At 65.1% G+C, this 22,146-nt stretch carries 25 protein-coding genes; 15 read left to right on the plus strand and 10 right to left on the minus strand.

Annotated elements, in window-relative coordinates:
- Positions 1-9 precede the first annotated feature (9 nt).
- Positions 10-693 carry a GntR family transcriptional regulator gene (locus tag P5W98_RS30610; protein WP_421028199.1) on the minus strand — a complete coding sequence of 228 codons (684 nt, stop codon included), beginning with the start codon at positions 691-693 and terminating at the stop codon, positions 10-12.
- A gap of 144 nt (positions 694-837) precedes the next feature.
- Between P5W98_RS30610 and P5W98_RS30615 the strand changes: the two genes are divergently transcribed.
- The 4 genes from P5W98_RS30615 (at position 838) to P5W98_RS30630 (ending at position 4,966) form a co-directional block, all read left to right on the plus strand.
- Positions 838-1,452 carry a TetR/AcrR family transcriptional regulator gene (locus P5W98_RS30615; protein ID WP_421028200.1) on the plus strand — a complete coding sequence of 205 codons (615 nt, stop codon included), beginning with the start codon at positions 838-840 and terminating at the stop codon, positions 1,450-1,452.
- A 292-nt stretch (positions 1,453-1,744) separates the two neighbouring features.
- Positions 1,745-3,148, plus strand: a complete 1,404-nt coding sequence (gabP, locus tag P5W98_RS30620; RefSeq protein WP_421028201.1) for a GABA permease — start codon at positions 1,745-1,747, stop codon at positions 3,146-3,148.
- A gap of 144 nt (positions 3,149-3,292) precedes the next feature.
- Positions 3,293-4,027, plus strand: coding sequence for an aldolase (locus P5W98_RS30625; RefSeq protein ID WP_421028202.1), 735 nt, complete (start codon positions 3,293-3,295; stop codon positions 4,025-4,027).
- A gap of 90 nt (positions 4,028-4,117) precedes the next feature.
- Positions 4,118-4,966, plus strand: coding sequence for an AraC family transcriptional regulator (locus tag P5W98_RS30630; protein ID WP_421028203.1), 849 nt, complete (start codon positions 4,118-4,120; stop codon positions 4,964-4,966).
- A 49-nt stretch (positions 4,967-5,015) separates the two neighbouring features.
- Here P5W98_RS30630 and eutC read toward each other — a convergent pair whose 3' ends face one another.
- Positions 5,016-5,825, minus strand: coding sequence for an ethanolamine ammonia-lyase subunit EutC (gene eutC / locus P5W98_RS30635; protein ID WP_421028204.1), 810 nt, complete (start codon positions 5,823-5,825; stop codon positions 5,016-5,018).
- Positions 5,822-7,243, minus strand: coding sequence for an ethanolamine ammonia-lyase subunit EutB (locus P5W98_RS30640; RefSeq protein WP_421028205.1), 1,422 nt, complete (start codon positions 7,241-7,243; stop codon positions 5,822-5,824). Before P5W98_RS30640 ends, eutC begins: the two co-directional genes overlap by 4 nt.
- Before the next feature lie 358 nt (positions 7,244-7,601).
- On the opposite strand from P5W98_RS30640, the gene P5W98_RS30645 reads away from it, so the two are divergent.
- Positions 7,602-8,264, plus strand: a complete 663-nt coding sequence (locus tag P5W98_RS30645; RefSeq protein WP_421028206.1) for a response regulator — start codon at positions 7,602-7,604, stop codon at positions 8,262-8,264.
- A complete protein-coding gene (locus tag P5W98_RS30650; RefSeq protein WP_421028207.1) occupies positions 8,261-9,619 on the plus strand; it encodes an ATP-binding protein in 1,359 nt (452 codons plus the stop codon). Before P5W98_RS30645 ends, P5W98_RS30650 begins: the two co-directional genes overlap by 4 nt.
- Before the next feature lie 27 nt (positions 9,620-9,646).
- On the opposite strand, the gene P5W98_RS30655 is transcribed toward P5W98_RS30650, so the two are convergent.
- Both P5W98_RS30655 and P5W98_RS30660 read right to left on the minus strand, forming a co-directional pair.
- A complete protein-coding gene (locus P5W98_RS30655) occupies positions 9,647-10,054 on the minus strand; it encodes a nucleotide pyrophosphohydrolase (RefSeq protein WP_421073395.1) in 408 nt (135 codons plus the stop codon).
- Positions 10,051-10,359, minus strand: coding sequence for a hypothetical protein (locus tag P5W98_RS30660; protein ID WP_421028209.1), 309 nt, complete (start codon positions 10,357-10,359; stop codon positions 10,051-10,053). Before P5W98_RS30660 ends, P5W98_RS30655 begins: the two co-directional genes overlap by 4 nt.
- Positions 10,360-10,513: 154 nt before the next feature.
- Between P5W98_RS30660 and motA the strand changes: the two genes are divergently transcribed.
- Together motA and motB are read left to right on the plus strand one after the other, a co-directional pair.
- Positions 10,514-11,380: a flagellar motor stator protein MotA gene (gene motA / locus P5W98_RS30665; protein ID WP_421028210.1), complete on the plus strand. Its 867-nt coding sequence runs from the start codon at positions 10,514-10,516 to the stop codon at positions 11,378-11,380.
- 19 nt (positions 11,381-11,399) lie between these two features.
- On the plus strand, positions 11,400-12,362 hold the full coding sequence (motB, locus tag P5W98_RS30670) for a flagellar motor protein MotB (protein WP_421028211.1): 963 nt from the start codon (positions 11,400-11,402) through the stop codon (positions 12,360-12,362).
- Between the two features lie 368 nt (positions 12,363-12,730).
- Here motB and P5W98_RS30675 read toward each other — a convergent pair whose 3' ends face one another.
- Positions 12,731-13,156, minus strand: a complete 426-nt coding sequence (locus tag P5W98_RS30675; RefSeq protein ID WP_421028212.1) for a VOC family protein — start codon at positions 13,154-13,156, stop codon at positions 12,731-12,733.
- Positions 13,157-13,497: 341 nt separating this feature from the next.
- Here P5W98_RS30675 and P5W98_RS30680 point away from each other — a divergent pair, with 341 nt between their 5' ends.
- The 3 genes from P5W98_RS30680 to P5W98_RS30690 are packed head-to-tail and all read left to right on the plus strand — an operon-like array spanning position 13,498 to position 14,386.
- Positions 13,498-13,794: a YciI family protein gene (locus P5W98_RS30680; protein WP_421028757.1), complete on the plus strand. Its 297-nt coding sequence runs from the start codon at positions 13,498-13,500 to the stop codon at positions 13,792-13,794.
- Entirely contained in the window at positions 13,791-14,072 is a 282-nt protein-coding gene (locus P5W98_RS30685) for an AAA family ATPase (protein WP_421028213.1), read from the plus strand. Before P5W98_RS30680 ends, P5W98_RS30685 begins: the two co-directional genes overlap by 4 nt.
- Complete coding sequence (locus P5W98_RS30690; protein WP_421028214.1) at positions 13,961-14,386, plus strand: AAA family ATPase; 426 nt, start codon at positions 13,961-13,963, stop codon at positions 14,384-14,386. Before P5W98_RS30685 ends, P5W98_RS30690 begins: the two co-directional genes overlap by 112 nt.
- A 6-nt stretch (positions 14,387-14,392) precedes the next feature.
- Here P5W98_RS30690 and P5W98_RS30695 read toward each other — a convergent pair whose 3' ends face one another.
- On the minus strand, positions 14,393-15,184 hold the full coding sequence (locus tag P5W98_RS30695; protein ID WP_421028215.1) for an FRG domain-containing protein: 792 nt from the start codon (positions 15,182-15,184) through the stop codon (positions 14,393-14,395).
- 85 nt (positions 15,185-15,269) lie between these two features.
- Positions 15,270-16,244 (minus strand): response regulator, encoded by a 975-nt coding sequence (locus P5W98_RS30700; RefSeq protein WP_421028216.1) that lies wholly within the window; start codon positions 16,242-16,244, stop codon positions 15,270-15,272.
- A gap of 359 nt (positions 16,245-16,603) precedes the next feature.
- Between P5W98_RS30700 and P5W98_RS30705 the strand changes: the two genes are divergently transcribed.
- Positions 16,604-17,101 (plus strand): acyl-CoA thioesterase, encoded by a 498-nt coding sequence (locus tag P5W98_RS30705; protein WP_421028758.1) that lies wholly within the window; start codon positions 16,604-16,606, stop codon positions 17,099-17,101.
- Positions 17,102-17,114: 13 nt separating this feature from the next.
- Here P5W98_RS30705 and P5W98_RS30710 read toward each other — a convergent pair whose 3' ends face one another.
- The gene (locus P5W98_RS30710) at positions 17,115-18,572 is read right to left on the minus strand and encodes a sensor histidine kinase (RefSeq protein WP_421028217.1); all 1,458 of its coding nucleotides are present in this window, start codon (positions 18,570-18,572) and stop codon (positions 17,115-17,117) included.
- Between the two features lie 478 nt (positions 18,573-19,050).
- Here P5W98_RS30710 and P5W98_RS30715 point away from each other — a divergent pair, with 478 nt between their 5' ends.
- From P5W98_RS30715 to P5W98_RS30725, 3 genes are read left to right on the plus strand one after another with little or no spacing between them, the layout of a single operon-like run.
- A complete protein-coding gene (locus P5W98_RS30715) occupies positions 19,051-19,401 on the plus strand; it encodes a hypothetical protein (protein ID WP_421028803.1) in 351 nt (116 codons plus the stop codon).
- Positions 19,287-20,609, plus strand: coding sequence for a diguanylate cyclase (locus P5W98_RS30720; RefSeq protein WP_421028759.1), 1,323 nt, complete (start codon positions 19,287-19,289; stop codon positions 20,607-20,609). Before P5W98_RS30715 ends, P5W98_RS30720 begins: the two co-directional genes overlap by 115 nt.
- Positions 20,610-20,667: 58 nt before the next feature.
- Positions 20,668-21,147 (plus strand): OsmC family protein, encoded by a 480-nt coding sequence (locus P5W98_RS30725; RefSeq protein ID WP_421028218.1) that lies wholly within the window; start codon positions 20,668-20,670, stop codon positions 21,145-21,147.
- 13 nt (positions 21,148-21,160) lie between these two features.
- On the opposite strand, the gene P5W98_RS30730 is transcribed toward P5W98_RS30725, so the two are convergent.
- Positions 21,161-22,060 carry a LysR family transcriptional regulator gene (locus P5W98_RS30730; RefSeq protein ID WP_421028219.1) on the minus strand — a complete coding sequence of 300 codons (900 nt, stop codon included), beginning with the start codon at positions 22,058-22,060 and terminating at the stop codon, positions 21,161-21,163.
- Positions 22,061-22,146 lie beyond the last annotated feature (86 nt).

Here is a 22,146-nt window from a genome sequence, read left to right on the forward strand (position 1 = left end):
ACCGGCGCATCATTCCCGCGACGCCGGCGATTCGAGGAATGCGATGATCTGCGGCACCGTGGATTCGATGTGGGCGCGCAGCGCCTGCTCGGCTTGCGCGGGGTCGCGCGTGCGCAACGCGTCGATCAGGATCTGATGCGCGTCGCGCGCACGCTTGCGCCTGAACGTCGCCTGCTCGATCCACAGGCGCATGGGGCCTTCGATCAGCGTGTAGAGCGAGAGAATCTGCTGATACAGACGCGTGCGGCCACTGATTTCGCACAGGTACTCGTGAAACGCGCAGTGGCGCTGCACCCAGGTGTCGGTGTCGCCCACGCAGGCGTCCATGTCTTCCAGCAGGCGTTCGAGTTTCGCGAGGTGCGCTTCGGTGCAGCGCGGCGCGGCCACGCGCATGGCGAGTCCTTCGAGCGCGATGCGCATGTCGAAGATGTCCTGGACCTCCTCGACCGAAAGACCGCGAACGATCGCGCCACGGTTGGGACGCTGGATCACCAGCCCCTCGCTGTGCAAGCGCCGCAGCGCGGCGCGCACCGGCATGCGGCTCATCGAAAGCGCGTCGGCCACGGTCTCCGCGACGATGCGCTGGCCCGCCGCATAGCGGCCTTCGATGATCGCCTCCAGCAAGAAACGATAGGCCTCTTCCTCGGCGGATAACGCCGGACCGGCAGTGCTGCGAACGTTGGTGGCTTGCATGGTGCGGTGCGGCACGACGCCGCGTCCGGTTGTGCGATGTCAAGGAGATTACTCCAGCTGGATTTTTGGATCCAGTCTTTCAAAAAAGAGATTTCACCGGCTGACGGATTCAGGCTACAGGGGGATGAACGGTAAAATCCCGGCATGGATCCCACCGCCTCCCCTCAGCGCCTGACCGATCGCAAGCGCGCCGCCATTCTCGCGGCGGCCATCGAGGAATTTCTCGCGGCCGGCTACGACGCCACCAGCATGGACCGCATTGCTGCGCGGGCGAGCGTCTCGAAACGCACGGTTTACAACCATTTCCCGAGCAAGGAGGCACTGTTCGCGGCGATCCTGCATCGGCTCTGGGACGCCAGCCAGGACAGCATGCCGCTCGCCTACCGCGCCACGGAGCCGCTGCACGAGCAATTGCTGGCGCTCTTGCTGCGCAAGCTGCGTCTCATGGCCGACGATTCGTTCCTCGCGCTTGCGCGCGTGGCGATCGGCACGGGCATCCACTCGCCCGAGCGCGCGCGGGACATGGTGGCGCGCATTGGCGAGCGCGAGGAAGACGTCACCGCATGGATCCGCGCGGCAGCCGCAGACGGCCGCCTGCATGTTGACGACCCGCTTTTCGCCGCGCATCAGTTGCATGCGCTCGTGAAGGCGTTCGCGTTCTGGCCGCAAGTGACGATGGGACAGCCGCCGCTGGCCGAAGAGGAACGACAGCGCATCGCGCAAGCCGCAACCGAGATGTTTCTCGCGCGCTACGCATAAGGCACGGCGGAGCGCACCGGTCCGGCGCGCAGCTCCTTCAAAATAATTTGGATTCCAAATTTATTTGCGCATCTGCGGATAGTGGCCCACGCGGCACCATCGCGCTATCGAATTGCATCGAACTTCATCGAATTTCATCTCGCAAACCCAGCGAAAAATGAGATTCCTGCAAATTCTTGATGCGGAATCACGCCGTTATCAAGCGCGCATGGATTGGCCCTTGACGCCCATTCATCGGCAAACGAGACTCTGCGCGCCGTATTGGAATCAGATGGTTGACTTTGGAGACAACATGCAGGTATCGAACGACGCTAAATTAAGCAATGGACTCAAGCAGCGGCACGTCACGATGATGTCGATCGGCGGCGTGATCGGCGCGGGGTTGTTCGTGGGCTCGGGCCACGCGATCGCGGAGGCCGGCCCGGCCGCCCTGCTTGCCTATATTTTCACGGGCGTGCTGGTCGTGCTCGTCATGAGAATGCTGGGCGAAATGGCCACGGCGCAGCCCGACAGCGGCTCGTTCTCCACCTATGCCGACCAGGCCATCGGCCATTGGGCCGGCTTCACGATCGGCTGGCTGTACTGGTGGTTCTGGGTGCTGGTCATCCCCATCGAAGCCACGGCCGCCGCCACCATCCTCAACGCGTGGTTTCCCTCGATTGCAACGTGGGTCTACGCCCTCGGGATCACCTTCATCCTGACCGTCACGAATCTTCTCTCGGTCAAGAACTACGGCGAATTCGAGTTCTGGTTCGCACTGGTCAAGGTGGTCGCCATCATCGTGTTTCTCTGCATCGGCGGCGCGGCCATCCTTGGCGTGCTGCCGAATTCGGGCGTGTCGGGCGCCGCGCGGCTCGTGGAAAACGGCGGCTTCATGCCCAACGGAATCGGCGCCGTTCTCGCGGCCATGCTGACCACCATGTTCTCGTTCATGGGCACGGAAATCGTCACCATCGCCGCCGCCGAATCGCGCAACCCGCGGCAGCAGATCGTGCGCGCCACCCGCTCGGTCATCTGGCGCATTTCGCTGTTCTATTTCGGCTCGATCTTCGTCGTCACGGCCATCGTGCCGTGGACCGATCCTGGCCTGACTTCGCAGGGCTCGTATCAGCGCGCCATGGAACTGATCGGCGTGCCGCACGCGAAGGCCATCATCGATATGGTCGTGCTGCTGGCCGTGGCGAGCTGCCTGAACTCGGCGCTCTATACCGCGTCGCGCATGCTCTTTTCGCTCTCCGTGCGCCACGATGCGCCGGCCCTGCTGCGCACGACCGACCACGCGGGCACGCCGCGTGCCGCCGTGCTCGCCTCCACCGCGTTCGGCTTTCTCACGGTAATCGCGAACTACCTCGTGCCCGAGCGCGTCTTCAGCTTCCTGCTGGCCACGTCGGGCGCCATCGCGCTGCTCGTGTACCTCGTCATCGCCGTCTCGCAGTTGCGGATGCGCGGGAAACTGAACATGGTCAAGGATGACCTGCAGCTGAAAATGTGGTGCTTTCCGTGGCTGACGTGGGTGGTGATTGCGTTCATCTGCGGCGTGCTGGTGGTGATGCTGATGGGCGAGGATCACCGGACCGAAGCCGCGGCAACGGGCGCGCTGGCGATTTTCGTGGTGGTGGCGTCGTGGCTGAACCAGCGCCATCAGCAGCGCCAAAAGCAAGCTCACGTTCAGCACGCTTCCACGCGCGTCCACTGAAGGCGCCTCCGGCTGCTCGATCGAATCAATCTCCCCGGCTGGGCTGGACATCAACGCCGCAAGCCCGGAAACTGGAGCCCGCCGGGCACGCAAGCGACGCGCCACGAAGATTGAAAACGCCCGGCCCGAACAGGAGATCGGAGGATGAACGAGTTTCCGGCCATTTTTCACCACCCAGGCGTCAAAAAGCTGCGCGCCGATCTCGCGCTTGCACTGCGCGCAGCCGCGCATTACGGCCTCGGCGAAGGCGTCTGCAACCACTTCAGCGTCGCGCTTCCCGGCGAGGACGGGCTCTTCCTGCTGAACCCGCGCGGCCTGATGTGGAGCGAGGTCGGCGGCGACGACGTCGCGATCGTGGATGCGGCCGGCGCGGTGGTCGCGGGCCGGCACGAAGTGGAGCCAACGGCCATGTTCATCCACGCCGCGATCCATCGCATCGCCGGCAAGATCTGTGTTCTGCACACTCACATGCCCTACGCCACGGCGCTCACACTGACCGAGGACTGCGGGCTCGACACGGCGCTCTCGCAGAACGCCATGCGCTACCACGGCCGCATCGCGCTGGATCGCGAATACAACGGTCTCGCGCTCGGCCCCGAGGAAGGCGAGCGCATCGCGCACGCGCTGGGCAGCAAGGACATCGGCTTCCTCGGCAACCATGGCGTGGTGGTATGCGGCGAGCGCATCGATTACGCGTTCGACGATCTCTACTACCTCGAGCGTGCATGCATGGCGCAGGTGCTCGCACGCTCGACCGGGCGCGCGCTGCGGCCCGTGGCCGCCGACCTCGCGCAACGGCTCGCGAGCCAGATGCAGGGCGAGCGATTGCAATCGGAGCTGTTTTTCGCGGCCTTGCGTAGAACGCTGCCCAACGCGTAGCGAAGAATACTACGCGCAAACATCGAGAAACTTCGGCGGAGTCGCGCAGACCTCGTGCGCCATCCCCGCCTGCTCGCTTCCATTCCCACTATGCCGAAATCCCGCCCTCCGGCCGCCACGAGCGCGCGCAACGTGCCGCAGCACGTGAGCCCGCCGCCGTTCGCCGACACGCTGCCCGTGCCGGTCTATTTCCGCACCGAGCACCTGCCGTCGCACGCGCGCTATCCGACGATGCGGCATCCGTGGGGCGAGTTCGTCTACTCGTTCAGCGGCATCACCGAGGTCACAACCGGCGAGGAATACTTTCTCGCGCCGCCGCACATGGGCCTGTGGATTGCGCCAGGCACCGAGCACGTCGGCTTCAATCATGCGGAGACTGTGCACTGCTCGGTCTACATCAGCCGCGAGCTGTGCAGCGCGATGCCTGCGCACACCTGCGCGATGATGGTCTCGCCGCTCGTGCGCAGCATGCTCGACCATTTGCGCGCGTTGCCGCCGGCCGGACACGACGGCAGCGAGTCGCCAGCGCGCGCCCGCTTGCTGCGCGTGCTGGTGGACCTGCTCTCCACCTGCGCCACCACCGGCAGCTATCTCCCGCACGCGGACAACCCCGACTTGAACGCCGTGCTGCAAGTCTTCCACGGCAATCCCGCCGACAACCGCCCGCTCGCCGAGCTCGCCGCCGCGTTCCATATGAGCGAGCGCACGCTGATGCGCCACGCGCAGCGCGAACTGGGGATGTCGCTGACCGAGTGGCGCGCGCGCCTGCGTCTCGTGAGCGCGTTGCCGCTGCTGCAAGCGGGGCGCAGCGTGGAATCGGTGGCGCTCGATCTCGGCTATGCGACTTCGTCGGCGTTCATCGCCATGTTTCGCCGGCTCACGGGCACGAGTCCAGGCAAATTCGTGGCGCGCCCGGCCAATCATCCGTTATCCGAATGAATTCGCTCGCGAGCCACGCCGGGTGAATGGGTGGCTTGCGCATTCCCGGCTACGTTGGCCCGATCCGCGCCGCGTCTCGCGCCCTTGGCAGCGGCGTGTCGCTATCGTCCTTGAGGCCCACGCCAGTGAGCCCGAGCCGCCGCGCATGCGTGAGCAGGTAGTGCAGCTTGTGCGCAGCTCCATCGTAGGGCAGGCCCTCGGGCCGCACGTTCGAGATGCAGTTGCGCATGGCATCGTGGCAGCCCACCTTGGGCGCCCAGGTGAGATACACGCCCAGGCTGTCGGGCGAACTCAGGCCCGGCCGCTCGCCGATGAGCATCGCCACAAGCTTCGCGCCCAGCAACTCGCCGATCTCGTCGCCGAGCGCGACGCGCGCCTGGCGCGCCACAACCATCGGGCCAATACGCCAGCCGTGGCCCGCAGCAGCGTCTGCGTTCAAGCGCTCGCGCACCGCTTGCAGCAGCGGCAAGGCCTGCTTTGCGGCGGCTAACGCCGAGAGCCCATCGCCGACCACGAACACGATGTCGGGGCCCGCGTTGCTCGCCTTGCCCGCCTCGGCCAGCGCGGCGCGGCTCTCGTCCGAGAGCCGCCGACCGAGATCGGGGCGGCGCAGGTAATGCTCGCGGTCGGGTGCGGCGCTTGCCACGGCGAGCGTCGCGAAACCCGCCGCTTCGAGTTCGCGCCGCAATGCCTCGACATCGAGCGGCTGATGCACGGCATCGCGCGCCTGCGCGTGCGCCAGATTAAATGCGAGCAGCGGCGCGGTCGGCAGGCCATTGCCCGCGCGTCCCAGCGCGATGCGCGCATTCGTGAACACCTTCAGGCCAGCCCATGGATCCTTTTCGACGGCGTCGCTCATTGGCTCGCTCCATTCCCGTTTGCCATTGCGCTATCCAGCCATTCCTGTGCCCCTGCCAGCAGCGGCACGCGCGCCGAGACGGGCAGCAGCGCGCCGTGCGCGTCGGCAATTTCCATCGTCTCCAGCCACTCCTCGAACTCGGGCGCACGCCGCAAGCCCAGCACATCGCGCACATAAAGCGCGTCGTGAAACGAGGTGCTCTGGTAGTTGAGCATCACGTCATCCGCGCCGGGAACGCCCATGATGAAATTGATGCCTGCCGCGCCCAGCAGCGTGATCAGCGTGTCCATGTCGTCCTGATCGGCCTGCGCGTGGTTCGTATAGCAGATGTCGCAACCCATCGGCACCCCTAACAACTTGCCGCAGAAGTGGTCTTCCAGCCCGGCGCGGATGATCTGCTTGCCGTCGTAGAGATACTCCGGGCCGATGAAGCCCACCACCGTGTTCACGAGGAACGGCTCGAAGCGGCGCGCGACGGCATAGGCGCGCACTTCGCAGGTCTGCTGATCGACGCCATGATGCGCATTGGCGGAAAGCGCGCTGCCCTGCCCCGTCTCGAAGTACATGAGATTGTTGCCCACGGTGCCGCGCTTGAGCGCGAGAGCCGCCTCGCGGGCCTCGCCCAGCAGCCCGAGCGAAATACCGAAACTCGCGTTGGCCTTCTCGGTGCCCGCGATCGACTGGAACACGAGGTCGACGGGCGCACCCTGCTCGATCGCCGCGATCGTGCTGGTGACATGCGTGAGCACGCACGACTGCGTCGGCACGCGAAAGCGCTCGCGGAACTCATCGATCATCGCGAGCAGCTTCACGACGGCGGAGAGGCTGTCGCTGGCCGGATTGATGCCGATCATCGCGTCGCCGCAGCCGTACATGAGGCCATCGAGCATCGAGGCGGCAATGCCCTTCACGTCGTCGGTCGGGTGATTCGGTTGCAGGCGCACCGACATGCGCCCGGGCAACCCCACCGTGTTGCGAAAGCGCGTGACCACCGGGCGCTTCTTCGCCACTGCGATGAGGTCCTGGTTGCGCATGAGCTTCGAGACCGCCGCGGCCATCTCCGGTGTGATACCCGGCCCCAGGCGTTCGAGCGTCGCGGCGTCCGCTGCGGGCGAGAGCAGCCAGTTGCGAAAATCGCCCACGCTCAGATGCGAGACCGGCGCAAATGCATCCTCGTCGTGCGTGTCGACGATCAGTCGCGTCACTTCGTCTTCTTCGTAAGGCACCAGGGCCTCATTCAGGAAGGTCTTGAGCGGTACGTTGGCGAGCGCCATCTTCGCGGCCACGCGCTCCTCCTCGCTTGCGGCCGCCACGCCCGCGAGCTGGTCGCCGCTGCGCAGCGGGCCCGCCTTGGCGAGCAAGGTTTTAAGGTCCGCGAAACGGTACGTGCGCGAACCAATCGTCTCCTTGTAGGACATCGCCTCCGCTCCTGTCTTGGCTGGCGTCCGAAGCCGCTTCGCGCTGCGAGCGGGTCGCCAGCAACAAGCATAGCCCATTGCACGCGACTTTCATTTTGCCTACGCAGCATGATGGCGCGCCCGATCGCCCCTTAAGGATGTCGTAAGCGTTTTCCCTTCACAATGCGCCGCCTGCTCTGCACCGGGGTACACGCGTTTTTCGTGCTTGATCGGCAGAGGTCGCTCGTGCTGCTGGGCACGGGCACGCACGACACGGCACCGGAGCGGCTGAAGCAGCAGAAGACGTGGAGGCTGTGCCATGTGTGCAACTAAAACTGAGCGACAATTGCGGATCGAAGCAGCAACCTGGAGCAACACGATGCGTCTCTTGCTCGTCGAAGACGACGAAATGATTGCCGAGCCCGTGCTCGACGCGCTGCGCCGCGAAGGCTATGCCGTCGACTGGGCAAAGGACGGGCGCGAGGCCGAACTCTCGCTCGCCAACGACGTCTACGACCTCGTGCTGCTCGACCTGGGCCTGCCGAAGAAAGACGGCGTGAGCGTGCTGGCCGCCTACCGCCGGCGCGGCGGCGACGCGCCGATCCTGATCCTCACCGCGCGCGACAGCGTGACCGACCGCGTGAGCGGACTCGACGCGGGCGCCGACGACTACCTCGTCAAGCCCTTCGATCTCGACGAACTCGCGGCGCGCGCCCGCGCGCTGCTGCGGCGGCGCACGGGCCGCAAGCAGCCGGTCTACGAGCACGGCGACCTCGCGCTCGACCCGGCCGCGCACGAGGTGACCCAGCGCGGCGAGCCGGTCTCGCTCGTGCCGCGCGAGTTCGCGCTGCTGCACGTGCTGATCGAGGAGCCCGCGCGCGTGTTCACCAAGGCAGAGCTCGAAGAACGGCTCTACGGCTGGGGCGAGGAAGTGGGCAGCAACACGATCGAAGTGCACGTGCACAGCCTGCGCCGCAAGATCGGCGCGGACCAGATCGTCACGGTGCGCGGCGTGGGGTATCGGCTCAAGAGGGGCGAATGAGATCGATCCGCCGCCGGCTGCTGGGCTGGCTGATCTGCGGGTTCGCGGCCGGCTCGGTGGTGGCGGGCTTCGGCATCTTTCACACTGCGCACGACGAAGCCAACGAACTGTTCGACTACGAACTGCGCGCCGTGGCGCTCTCGCTGCCGTCGAACCTCACCGCAGGTCATACGGCGCACGCGGCGCCCGACCTGCAGGGCATCGCCGACGACCGCATCCTCATCGAGATCTGGGACGCCAACGGCACGCCGGTCTATCACACCTCGCACGATGCGCCGCTGCCGCGCAATCCGGAAGGATTCCATACGATCGAGCGGGCGGAAACACACTGGCGCACCTTCGGCGTGCAGCAAACCGCGCGCTTCGTGCAAGTGGCCCAGCCGATTTCCGTGCGCGAAACGCTGGCGCTGCACCTCGCACTGCATACGCTCTGGCCGCTCGCGCTGTTCGTGCCGGTGGCCATCGTGCTCGTGCTGCTCGTGGTCGCGCGCGGCCTCGCGCCCGTCGGCGCCCTCTCCACCCTGCTGGCCGCGCGCTCGTACAACGTGCTGGAGCCGATCAGACTGGACGGCTCGGTGCCCATCGAGCTGCGCCCGCTGGTGGAGGCTCTCAACGACCTGCTGCAGCGCCTGAACGCCGCTTCGCAGGCACAGCGCACCTTTATCGCCGACGCCGCACACGAGCTGCGCTCGCCGCTCGCGGCGCTCAAGCTCCAGTTGCAGGCGGCGCTGCGCGACGGCACGCTCACCGGCGAGCCGCACACGACCGGGCGCATCGAAACCCGCCTGAACCGCCTGATCCGGCTCGTGCAGCAGTTGCTCACGCTCGCGCGCGAGGACGCGCAGCCGGCGCTGCCCGTCGCCGTGGTGAGTCTGCGCCGGCTCGGCGAACAGGCGATCGGAGACTTCTCGCTGCTCGCCGAAGATAAGGACATCGACCTCGGCCTCGAAATGCGCGCGCCCGTGACCGAAGGCGATGCCTGCAACGTGGCCGCCGACCCGCACGGGCTCATCACGCTGTTGAACAATCTGCTCGACAACGCCATCCGCTATACGCCGCGCGGCGGCAAGATCGATCTCGTGCTCACGCGCACCGGCGAGCAGCTGGGCTTCGAGGTCATCGACAACGGGCCCGGCATCCCGGAGGAGGATCTGGAGCGCGTGCTCGACCGCTTTTATCGCGCGAGCCATGTGCAAGGCACCGGCAGCGGGCTCGGCCTCTCGATTGCGATACGCATCGCGCAGCGTCACGGCCTGCAGCTCGTGCTGCGCAACAATGCGGACGGGCACGGGTTGACTGCCGCGGTGAGCGGGTTGCGCCCGCGCCAGGAGACCGAAGCGAGCGCGCAGGCTTGAGCCCTCGTTCCGTGCGCCATTCACGCATTAAAGCTCGCTATGCCTTTTCGCATTGCCTTTCGCCTTGTCGACTGGATAGCGGGTTTCGTTCAGCCTCACCTTGTCCGCCGCTGCCTTCACCACATCGAAACCGGCCGTATGCGCGACCAGCAACAAGTAGATAAACACATCGGCGCATTCCTGCTCGAGGTGCGCACGGCCCTGCGGGTCGGCTATCAGCGCGGCAATCTGCGCGTCGTCCTTCCACTGGATCGTTTCCAGCAGTTCGCCGGCCTCGATGCTCGTCGAGACGATCAGGTTGCGCAGCGTATGAAACTGCTGCCAGTCGCGCGCGTCGCGGAACGCGAGGACTTGCTCCATGAGCCGGTCGAGCGGCGTGGCCGTGGTCTGCGTTGGCGTGGTCTGCATGAGTTGGGGCTGCGTGGATGGGGTCATTGCGATGCGTTGCCGTGCGGTGCGCGGCGTGCGGGAAGCGCGCCCGGCGGGAACGCGAAGCCCGGATTGTACCGCCGCGCGCCCGCCGGGTCGTGGCGGATTGTGGCCCCAGTTCCGTGCTTCGGGCTAAGGGCTTCGGGTAAGTGCGGATTCAGCCCGCCCTGCGCGAGCGGTGCGGCGACGCTTTCCCCACCCATGCGTCGCGCGCTTCGGCAATTTTCTTCCATTGCTTCGGATGCCAAATCTATTTGAAGCCGCGAATTGATCCAGCCCCGCAAAAAAATGTCCTCGACCGGCTTCAGCAATGCGTGCCGCCGCCGTAAAGATGGCCATGCATTCATGTGAATGCAACCATCATGAGATCACGCTCGCAAGCAGCAAAATTCGCGCTACGCCACTCCAGCGTTCATGCCGCGCGACGCAGAGCCATTTGACTTTCAGGGAGCAAAGGAAAACATCATGTTCGTCGCAATCGGCTGGATCCTGGTACTCGGATCGGTGATCGGGAGCTTCGTGGGCGTGGGCGGTCATCTACCCGCGCTCGTGCAACCCTTCGAACTGCTATGCATCTTCGGTGCGGCCATTGGCGCCTTCGTGGTGAGCAACCCGCGCGCGACGCTCGGCAAGACGCTCAAGGCGCTGCCGACCTGCTTCAAGGGCGGCGGCTATACCAAGGCGCAGTATCTGGAGCTCATCGCGCTGCTCTACGAGCTCCTGCAAAAGGCGCGCAGGGACGGCATGATGGCACTCGAAGCCGACATCGAAGCACCGGAAAACAGCCCGATCTTCCAGAAATATGCCCGCGTGCTGGCCGACCATCACCTGCTCGACTTCATCGTCGACTACCTGCGCATGATGTCGAGCGGCAACGTGAACCCCATCGAGATGCAGGACCTGATGGACGAGGAGCTCGACACGCATCACGCCGAAGTCTCGGTCGCGCCCAACGCGATCCAGAAAATGGCCGACGGCCTGCCTGCGTTCGGCATCGTGGCCGCCGTGATGGGCGTCGTGCATACGATGGGCTCGGTCGGCAAGCCGCCCGCCGTGCTCGGCGAGATGATCGCCGGGGCGCTGGTGGGCACCTTCCTCGGCATCCTGCTCGCCTATGGCTTCGTTGGCCCCCTCGCCGATCTGCTCAATGCCAAGGGCCGCGCCGCGTCCAAGCCGTATCAATGCGTGAAGGCCGTGCTGCTCGCCTCGCTGGCGGGCTATGCGCCGTCGGTGGCCGTGGAGTTCGGCCGCAAGGTGCTCTTCACCGCCGATCGCCCGAGCTTCCAGGAACTCGACGAGACCGTGCGCGCGACCAAAACCGTGAAGGCCTGAGCGCCAGGGGAGACGAAACATGGCCGAACGACAGCCAGGCGCACGCGGCGCGCGGGACAGCGAGAGCAGCAAGCCCCCGCTCGTCGTGCGGCGCGTGAAAAAAGGCGGCCACGACGGCCACCACGGCGGTGCATGGAAAATTGCCTATGCCGACTTCGTGACGGCCATGATGGCGTTCTTCTTGTTGATGTGGCTGCTCGGCTCGACCTCGCAGTACGACCGCGACGGCATCGAAAAGTACTTCAACACACCACTCTCCAGCATGCTGGGCGGCAAGCCCAATTCGGCAAACCCGAGCCCGAGCGTGATCGAGGGCGGCGGTCACGATCTCTCGAACCGGGTGCCCGCCATAGGCGGTGCCAACGCCCAGCCATCGGCGGCGCGTGCGGTGCCCGTATCTGCGAAACCCAGCCTGAACGCCGAAGCCTCGGCCAGCGACCGCACCCGTCTCGCGCAACTGAAGGCGCGGCTCGCCACGCTAATCGAGCAGAAACCCGCGCTCAGCGCCTTCAAGGACCAGATTCGCGTCACGATCTCTGACGAAGGCCTGCGCATCGAACTCGTCGACTCGCTCAAGCGCCCAATGTTCGCCACTGGCAGCGCGAAGCTCGAAGACTACGCGCACGCGATTCTCGTAGAGATCGGCAGCGCGCTGAACGACGTGGAGAGCGGTGTATCCATCGCCGGCCATACCGATTCGGTACCGTATTCGGGCGGCCTCGCCGGCTATTCGAACTGGGAGCTTTCGAGCGAGCGCGCCAACGCCGCGCGGCGCGCACTGGTGGCGGGCCACCTGCACGAGGAGCGGCTGCTGCAGGTGCGCGGCGTGGCCGACGTGCTGCCGCTCGACAAAGACGCCGCGGACAGCCCGCTGAACCGGCGCATCAGCATTCTCGTGATGAACAAGGCCGCCGAACGCGCCTTCTTCCAGGACGCGAGCCGCTATGCGGCCGCGGGACCGAAGGCGGGATCGGCGTTATAGAAAAGCGGCAACGGCGGCGCGGGCCTCGCCTCATAGAGCTCGCCCAGGCATCGCAGTTGCGGCGTCAAATGGCAGGAGACCGGCAAGGCATGCGCTGGGCGGCACAGTTGCGGGCACGCAACGCAAATGCGAGAACTGAGCGGTTTACCTCGCTTTGCTTGTGAATTCGTCCCACGAATCGCGGCCGTAGACTAGTCTTGCATTCAAACAACGATGGTTGATGGGGGAAGAAAATGAACGTGACCAACTGGATCGTAGTGCTCGACTGCGCGTACATGGAATATTCGAGCTGGCTCGGCAAGAACGTTTACCGGCGCACCGTCGCATACGATCGCGTCGTGTGGTGCTGAACGGCACAGGCGCCGCCTTCAGGGAGTTGATTCAAGCCACTGCGGATTCCAGGCGACTTCCCAGAGATGCCCATCGGGGTCCTGGAAATAGCCTGCGTAGCCGCCCCAAAATGTGTCGTGCGCGGGCTTGACGACGCGCGCGCCAGCCGAAGCCGCTTGCGCCATGGCGGCATCCACTTCGGCTTTCGAAGCAACGTTGTGAGCGAGGCTTAGCTCGGTAGGGCTGGCCGGCCCCACCGCCAGCCCAGTGTCGTGAGCCATGCTCGCGCGCGGCCAGAGCGCCAGACGGAAGCCGGGTTGCAGGTCGATGAACACGACGGCCCCGTGCTCGAACTCCTTGCCCACGATGCCTTCGGTGGGTAAGTCCAGACCCTCGCGGTAAAAGCGCAATGAAGCTTCGAGATCGTCGACGCCTGGCGTAATGACGCTGATGCGGGGTTTCATACGATGGGCTCCCTGTCGGTAAGGCGTAAAGCGTAAGGCGGTAAGGCGTGGTGCCGATGCAGCCAGCAGGCTGCCCAGCGTACGCTTGCCGCGCAACGAAGTCCAATCGCGGGTACGGCTCCGCCTTCGAATGCGTCCGACCATGCCTCAGCGCACTACGGGCAGCGTCTCGACCTCATGCGCATGCCCCAGCGTCCGCCCGAGTACGGGGATGCCGCCCCCGACGTGAATGCGGGCAAGGGGCGAGCGGACCGCCCGCGCAAAACGCGGCGCACGCGGTGACTCCCGCGATGACGCCGAGCCACTACAATGCGCTACAGGAATTCAATCTGGAGCGCCCCATGTACATCGTCTCGCTGACCTACACCGCCTCGCTCGACCGCATCGACGACGCCCTGCCGGCCCACCGGGACTATCTCAACGCGCAGTTCGCCGCCGGTCATTTCGTGGCCGCAGGACCTAAGGTGCCGCGCGACGGCGGTGTGATACTCGCATCAAACATGGAGCGTGCGCGGCTCGACGCCATCCTCGCCGCCGATCCGTTCGCCGAACAGGGGCTCGCTACCTATGCCGTCACGGAGTTCAAGGCAACGCGTCTTGCGCCGAACCTGAATCTGCCGCGCGCCGAGGCGTCGTGAGCGCGCGGCGCGGCCATGGGGATCGCCGTGTGGTCATCTCCGGCTGTTCGGGAGGCGGCAAATCCGCGCTGCTCGCCGAACTCGCGCAGCGCGGTCATGCAGTGGTGGAAGAGCCGGGCAGACGCATCGTCGAAGCTGAATTGCGCAGCAACGGTCACGCGCTGCCGTGGGTCGATCTGCGCGCTTTCCTGTTGCGCGCTATCGACCTCGCGCATGCCGATCTGGCAAGCGTCGATACGCATGGCGCCTGTGGCTGGTCTTTTTCGATCGCGGCCTGATCGACGCATTGGCCGCGCGAGCGCATCTCGAAGGACGTCCGCTTAACGCAGGGGCGAGCGGCACGCAACGGCACTATCACCACCGGGTCTTTGTCACGCCACCGTGGCCCGAGATCTATGTGCAGGACGACGCGCGGCGTCATGACTTCGCGAGCGCCACGCAAGAATACGAACGCCTGCTCGCCGCCTGGCCGTCCTTCGGCTACAAAATCACGCTCGTACCCAAAACCGATGTGGCCGCACGCGCCGATTTCGTGCTGCGCACGTTGCAGGACGATCTGGACGCGCGCGGCGAAGGCATAGACGCCCTGTAACTCCCCTCACTGCTGCGCCTGCATCATCCCCGACCACACGATCTCCAGCTCCACGCCGATCGAGCGCGCGAGCCCGTCCAGCCCCGGAAACAGCGAAGCGTTCGTGATGTTCATGCGGTAGAGCCACTTCATCGCGTCCATGCGGATGCGCGCGGGCAGCACGATCTGATGCAGCAGTTCCTCGTTGCTCTCGTAGCCGTCGAGAATGCTCTGCAAGGGCTTGTCGATCACGCCAGGCACGACGAAAGTGCCCGACTGGGCCACGAGCCGGTCGTCCATCTCGGTGGGCTCGCCCGACCACAGCACTTCATTGGTATTGCAGAAAAAATACCGCTCGAAGTGCCCGGGCACGCGTGGGTCGATCACGTCGCGCGTGAGCACGGGATCGGCTTTCGGACGCGCACGATTGTTCCAGAGCGCGGGGGTGTTCAGTGCATAGACGGCGGCGTCGCTAGTCGCGCGCTCGAGCGCGAAGAAGGCCGCCACGAACGGGCTTTTGGTGAAGTCCAGCAGCCGCGTAGGCGCGCCGTGGTGCTGCATGAGCGCGAGGCAGCGCAGATCGTCGGCGAGTATGCCGGGATGCGCGAGAAAGTTGTGCGCCTTGCGGCGAAATACGCGAATCGCGCGCTCCTCGCGTGCACGCCATTGGCCGCGGTCGCCCACGAAATCGCGCATGTACCGTGAAAGCGAGCTCTCCAGCCGCCATTGGGCGTTCTGCTGCCCGCGAAATGCCCAGCCGTCGAGCTGCGTCGTCAGCTCCATGAACTGGTTCCAGTTGGCGAGTTCGGTGGTCTGCATGGGAGTGTCCGGGGGATAACCTGTGGCTGCGCGCCTGCCAGACACGCTACCACACCAACCATTACATCGCGAAGTTAGCGCGAAGTCAGTGCATCCGTTGCATACGCAACCACTTCGCGTAGGGCACGAGTTCCGGCGCCACGTCCGCACTGCCGATACGGGTCCAGCTGACCCAGGTATCCGGCGCGCCCGGCACTGGCTGCGGCACCGCAAATTCCACGTTGGCCATGCCGGGCCGGTACGCTTCGTTGGGCCAGAACACCGGCATGATGCGGCGTTCTTCCATTTCCTCGCGCAACGCGGCGGGCCCGCCCTCGTCGGTCACGACCTCGCATTGCGCCGCCCAGTCGTGCGCGTCCCATGCCAGAAATACGCCCGCCTGGCCCGTTACATCGAACGTGAGCACTGCGTTCTGCTCGGGCCGCCAATAATATTCGACGATGCGCTCGCGCAGCACGAGCGCATCGAGTGCCTCGGCCACGCCCCGGTCCGTATAGGCCGCGCCCACTCCGTGCACGCCGATATGCCCGTGCCCCGCGCAGAATTTGCGCTGCGCATTGGCAAGCGCCTGCGCGAGCTTGCGCGCCATGCCCGGGTCGGACTTCTTCAGGTAGAAGTGAATGAGCCCCGCGTTGAACGCATCCACGGCATGCGATTCGTCGGCGGTGCCGGTAAGCAGGATGCGCGTGCAGTTGGCGTCCTTCATTGCATCTTTCACCGAGGCGAGAAATTCGAGCCCATCCTGCCCGGGCATGTCGTAGTCCACCACGATGGCCGCGACTTGCAAAAAGCGCCTGGCGTCGGCCAGCGCGTCCTTGCCCAGCGCATTGCCGCCCCGCTTCTCGAACTCCGACCATAGCTCGCCCGAGGTCGGGCTGTGGCCCGCGCCGCGCGCACCCTGCGCCTCGATGAACGCGCGCGCTTCGGACTGCGAGGTGAAGAAATGATGCGTGAAGGCATTCGGGAAGAAGCCGCGCAGTGCATGGAGAAAGTCTGCACTGTCGTCGAGAAAAACCACGGATACGGGGTAGAAAACCGGCTGTCTGACGATGGAACTCATGTAATGGCCTCGGTGCTCGCAACAGACCCACGGCGCGAATCGATGCTGCTCATTGCGGATGGCGCGCCGCCGGCTGCCAGATTATGCGGCCTTGCGGGCGCACGCGGCAACCGTTGCGCTCGCCGCAGGCGATCTTCATCGTGCGCCCGGACCCGCCTGATCGTTTGCGCCCGCGCTCGCCTGCGCGTTTGCATACGACTATCGCAAGCTGTCAAGCTCAAGCAACTGAAAGATCCTCGCGACTATGTGATCAAGGCGGTTTTGGCGGCAAGGGAACGCGCAGAGAATTGGCGCATGTCTTCAAACATCGAGGACATGCGTGGCCGCCGCCGGCGGCCAATTCCAACTGGAGTATTGAAATGAATGCCCGTGAATCGATCCCTTCCGTGCTCTCCCGTGGCGCCAACGGCTTTAGCACGGAAATCATGGAAGCCACGCCGAGCAAGACCTTCCATCATGTCATCGACATTTACCTCAAGGACTCGAATGCCTTCATGAACACTTATTTCGCCCGCTATTTCGAATGGCAGGGCATTTGCCGCGAGCGCTGGTTCCACGAATGCATCCACAATAATCTGCTTGCGGCGGGCGGCGTCTTCGTCACGAAGCGCGCGCACCAGGAATATGTGCAAGAGACGTTTCCGTTTCAACGCGTCGATTGCTATCTGAACACCTTCCAGGTGCGCCAATGCTCCGCCTATCTGGTGTTTCGCTTTTGCGTGGACGGGCGCCCCGTTTCGCTCGGTTACCAGCAGATTCTCTTTGCTGGCACCGACAAGCGGATTCGCCGTTTTCCGCCGGGGATCATCGAGCGCGTCAAGGAATATGAACTCGTCCTGCCTGCAGGGACGAATTAAAACGTGAATTGATTCAACCCACGTAGTCCTGCCCCGCCGTCCAACGGCGGGGCTTGCCCCCCGGATCGTGAAGCGCGCGGTCGGCGGCAGACCCCGGTTCGGGCAGTTGCAGCGTAAACGTGGTCGCCACGTTGGCCTCGGACTCGCAGGCGATCGCGCCGCCCAGCGCCTGGGCCACGCGCCGGCAAAACGCGAGCCCCATGCCCGCTCCCTTGCCGTGAGACTTGGTGGAATAGAACGGCTCGAAAATATGCGGAAGCACGTCGGGGGCAATGCCCGGGCCGTTGTCGGCAAAGCGCAGCACGCAATAGCCGTCCTCGCTCGAGGCCGAGATTTGCACACTGCCGCTGCCGCTCGAGTGAATCGCAAAGAGCGCGTTCTTGAGCAGGTTGAAGAGCACGAACACGATAAGCGAATCGGAGCCCGAAAATTCCAGTTGCGGGTCGATGGGCAACACCTTGACCAGTTCGCGCTCGCCCGGACGGAACGGAAAGCGCTCGAGCGCCGCGTTCACGCAGGAACGGATGGAGTAGGCCTCGAAGCTGCGGCGGTCGAGCCGGTCGAGCGTGAACGATGCCAGCGACATTTCGACGACGGTGCTCGTGCTGTCCACCTGCCGCTGTATCGAAGAAGCCAGCGACGAAAGACGCTCCGACTGCCCCGGATACAGACCGTCCACGCATAGCTGGTGCTGCACGGCCAATTGGTAGCCGCGCATGAGCTCGGGCAGCACGTTGCCGATTTCCTCGGCGTGCATGCCGATGGCCGCCAGGGGCGTGGCGACTTCGTGCGCCACCGTCGCCGCGAGCAAATACGGCCGCATGAGGCCATAGCGCACGATGGTCACCGCAAGAATGCCGAGGCTCAAGGCGATGAACACTGCGCCCACCGGATAGAACGCCAGGCCGTAATTGACCGCGTAGTCGGAAGCAGCGACCCCATAGAGGCACAGGCTCAGCAAGCACAGATCAAGCAGCTTGCGGCGGTCGTGCGCGTGGCTCTGGCGTCGCGCGGAGAACAGCAGCCAGGCGCTGCGCAATGCGAGCAGCACCGTCTGCGCGACGTGCACCGGATGCAGCAGCCCCGCGCGCGGATACTTGCCGAAGAAGAAACTGCCGTAACCCGAGATCACCTCATCGCTCACCGCGAGCGCCATGGCGAGCACGATGCACAAGCCGTACGAGGCAAACAGCAGCGGCCGCTCGCTGCGCCGCGCGGCGACTTCGATCACGAAGTGATAGAAGGTGGTGGGCAAAAACAGAATGAACAGGTAGCCGAACTTGACGAGCGCGCCCGCCAGGCCAGGCTCCGAAATCTGAAACAGAAATGCCCAGGTGCCTTGCCAGACGAAGGTGGTTCCGCACATCGCCGCAAACGGCAGCGAGAGGCGCGTCACACCTTCCGTGAGCAATACGTACACGCCGAACCCGAGAAACAAGGCGGATACGAACGCGGGCAAGATCGAATACATAAATGGGTCGCGTGATTCTTGTTTTCGTCGAACGGCGCGTGCGCAGGCGCGCAAGGCAGTGTTGAATACGGCGGTCAAAAGCGTCCCCGTGCAGCTTTTTTTCGTTTACCTGCCGGCCGCCACGCGCAACAAGTTCATCGTTGCGATTATCGCTTGAATCGACGACTTTTTCGCGAAATACCACATAACTGTACACAAAAATGCGCGATGAATCGTCAATGCGCGGCTTGCCGCTGCGGCTCGATTGCTGCGCCGCGCTGCAAGACCGTTGGACAGGCGGATATCGGGGGCATTGGATCGGAGAAGATGATTTTACGCTGCCATGCTTCGCGCATGAGACCAGGCCAATGCGCCAGACGATGGACCGGACAGCCGGCCGACACATACCCGTACACTTTGTAATGTCGGGGACACCATGCAGCACAGTGCGTAGCGCACGTCAGACCCAAGCCGGCCCGACCGTTTCTCCAGCATCGTCATGAAACGGCCTCGTCTCGTGGTGACGCTATGCTTCGTCGGCGCCATGGCGCTCGTGACGCTCGTGGGGTTGCACCAGCTTTACAACTTCGCGCGCTCCGACCTGCAAAACTGCCAGCGCGACCTCGAAGTGCGCGCCGTGGGCGTGGATGCGCTCATCGACACCGAGCGCCGCCACCTCGTGGCGCTGCGCAACTACTTGCGGGCCAGGAGGGCTTTCATCGCGACGAGGCCACGCTGCCCGGCGACATCGCGCTCGCTCGGGCGCTCAGCCCGCTCGTGGAAATCAGCCACCAGGCAGACGCCATGCGCAGCGCGGTGGCCTTCATCTCGCCGAACGGCATGTTCGTGAGTTCACCCGAGCCTCAAGGCATCAGCACGCCGGCGCTGCTGCGCCGCTTCAGCACCATGTATTACTACCGGGGCCAGTTGCCCGAGCACAATCCGCGACGCGAGGTGCTCTGGACGCCTGTCTATACCGGGCTGCAGGATGGCGAGGCAGTCTCCACCTTGAGCGCGCCCGTCTATCTCGGCAAGCAGTTTCGCGGCGTGGTGGTGATGGACATCACGCAGTCGCGCCTGCTTTCGCTGCAGCTCTCCACCGGCAACACCGAAGACGACGGCGCCCCCCTTGAGTTCGGCTTCCTGAATACCAACGGGAGCATCGTGTACTTCCGCAACGGCGCGGTCATCGCACAGCGTCCGGCACGCTTTAGCCCCAGCCTGCTGCAAACGGCGGCGAAATCGGTCGATACGTGGATGCGGCAAGGCTCGGGCTATCTCGAACGCGACGGCCAGTACCTGCTCTACCGGCGCATCGGCCAGTCGCACTGGATCCTGCTCGCGGCCACCGACAACGCCGAGCTCACGATCGCCACCGCGCGGCGCGTGCTGGGCAGCCCGGTGATTGCCGCGTGGATCGTGCTCGGCCTGCTGCTGATCGGCACGCTGCGCATCGTGACCAATATATTCGGGCACTACGTGGAGGCGAGCGCGCGGCTCGAAACGCTCGCCCGCAGCGACCCGCTAACGGGGCTCGCGAACCGCCGCCGCTTTCAGGAAGTCTTCGCCGAAGCACGCGAACGCGCGAACCGCGCGACGCAGCAGCCGGCTCCCATGGCGGTGCTCATGCTCGACATCGACTTCTTCAAGCGCGTCAACGACTGCTTCGGCCACGCGGCCGGCGACCGCGTGCTGACGATCTTCGCCGCGATCCTGCGCGCCAACCTGCGCGGCGTCTATCTGCCCGCGCGCATGGGCGGCGAGGAATTCGCGGCGTTGCTGCCCGATATTGATCTCGCTGCCGCCACCGCCGTGGCCGAGCGCGTGCGCCTCGCGATCGAGGGCCACACGCGCGACGTCACCGTGCCCGCCGGCACCGAACATCCCGAAGCCATCGCGTTCACGGTGTCCATCGGCGTGGCCGCGAGTCCCGTGGATGGCCCAATCGACTACGAGGCGCTCATGCACGTGGCCGACGAACGGCGCTACCTGGCGAAGCAGGGCGGACGCAACCGCGTCGTGCAGGCCAGCACGCCGGTGCCGGACGTCAAGGCATGACGCCGGACTCGCGCGCCAGTGGGATAATGCGCGCTGACCGACCGCACGGAGAACGTCAATGGCGCACACGGAGCATCAATACACGGTAACGGTGCAATGGACCGGCAATCGTGGCACGGGCACTTCAGGCTATCGCGACTACGGCCGCGACCACACGATCGAAGCGGCGGGCAAGCCCGCCATCCCCGGTTCGTCGGACCCCGCGTTTCGCGGCGACCGCACGCGCTGGAACCCCGAGGAGCTGCTCGTGGCCTCGGTGAGCGCGTGCCACAAGCTCTGGTATCTGCACCTTTGCGCCGATGCGGGCATCGCCGTGCTCGCCTATGTGGACGAGGCGCAAGGCACCATGACCGACGGCGGCCCCGAACCCGGGCGCTTCACCGAGGTCGTGCTGCGCCCGCGCGTGACGATCCGCGCAGGCGACGATGCGAGCCTTGCCGCGCAACTCCATCACACAGCACACGAGAAGTGCTACGTCGCGAACTCGGTTAACTTCCCGGTCCGCTGCGAACCCGTTATCGAGGTCGCGACCGCGTAACGCCATCCCGGCCTCAGCCGCGCGCGCTCGCGATATACGCTTCCAGACCGCCCGCGAGCGCGTCGAACACCGCCTTGCAGCGGCGGTTGCCGCGCAGATCTTCGTGCATCGTGACCCAGGTTTGCAGCTTGAAGGCGCACACGCGCGGCAGCACGCGCCGCAACCGGACATCGCGACGCGCGACGCCGGCCTGGCACATGCCGATGCCGCAGCCCGCGCGTATCATCGCCAACTGCGCAACGTCGCTGTCGGTGCGCAGCGCAAACGCCTCGCGTTTCAGGTACGGCAGCTTGCGCATGGCCTCGCGCAAGAACGGCGTGACCGTGTCGAACCCGATCAGCGTGTGTTGCGCGAGATCGGCGAGCGTTTTCGGCGTGCCGCGCCCTGCGAGATAGTCGTCGCGCGCGTGCATTCCGACCTCAATTTCGCCGATGCGCCGCGCAATCAGCATCTCCTGTTGCGGCTGCGTCATGCGCACGGCGATATCCACTTCACGCTGCAGCAGATCCTGCACGCGGTTGGACGGCACCAGTTCCACCACCAGTTCCGGATGCGCGCGGCCTAGCTGCGCGAGCACCGGCGGCAGCACTTCCACGCTCACGATCTCGCTTGCCGAGACGCGCACCACGCCGCGCATGGCATTGCCCTGCCCCAACGCGGCACGTTCGAGCGCCGCCGCCGTGCTGCGCATGGATTCGGCGTAGCCGCGCAGCATGCGCGCCGCTTCAGTGGGCAGGAAGCCCGCAGGCGAGCGCGTGAAGAGCGGCTGGCCGAACGCGGCTTCGAGCGCCGCCACGTGCCGCCCCGCCGTGGGCTGCGTGATGCCGAGCGCGCGCGCCGCGCCCGAGAGCGAGCCCTCGGTGAGCACCGCGAGAAAAGTCCGGTAGAGTTCCCAGTTCAGATTCGATGCCATGCATAAATGTATAGCCGATACGCGATTCCAGGCAATTTTTTATTGGCCCCGAGACGCGCAGAATCACGCCATCGACACCTCTCAAA

It is taken from the genome of Paraburkholderia sp. A1BS-2L (assembly GCF_051125205.1).
Classification (GTDB): Bacteria; Pseudomonadota; Gammaproteobacteria; order Burkholderiales; family Burkholderiaceae; genus Paraburkholderia.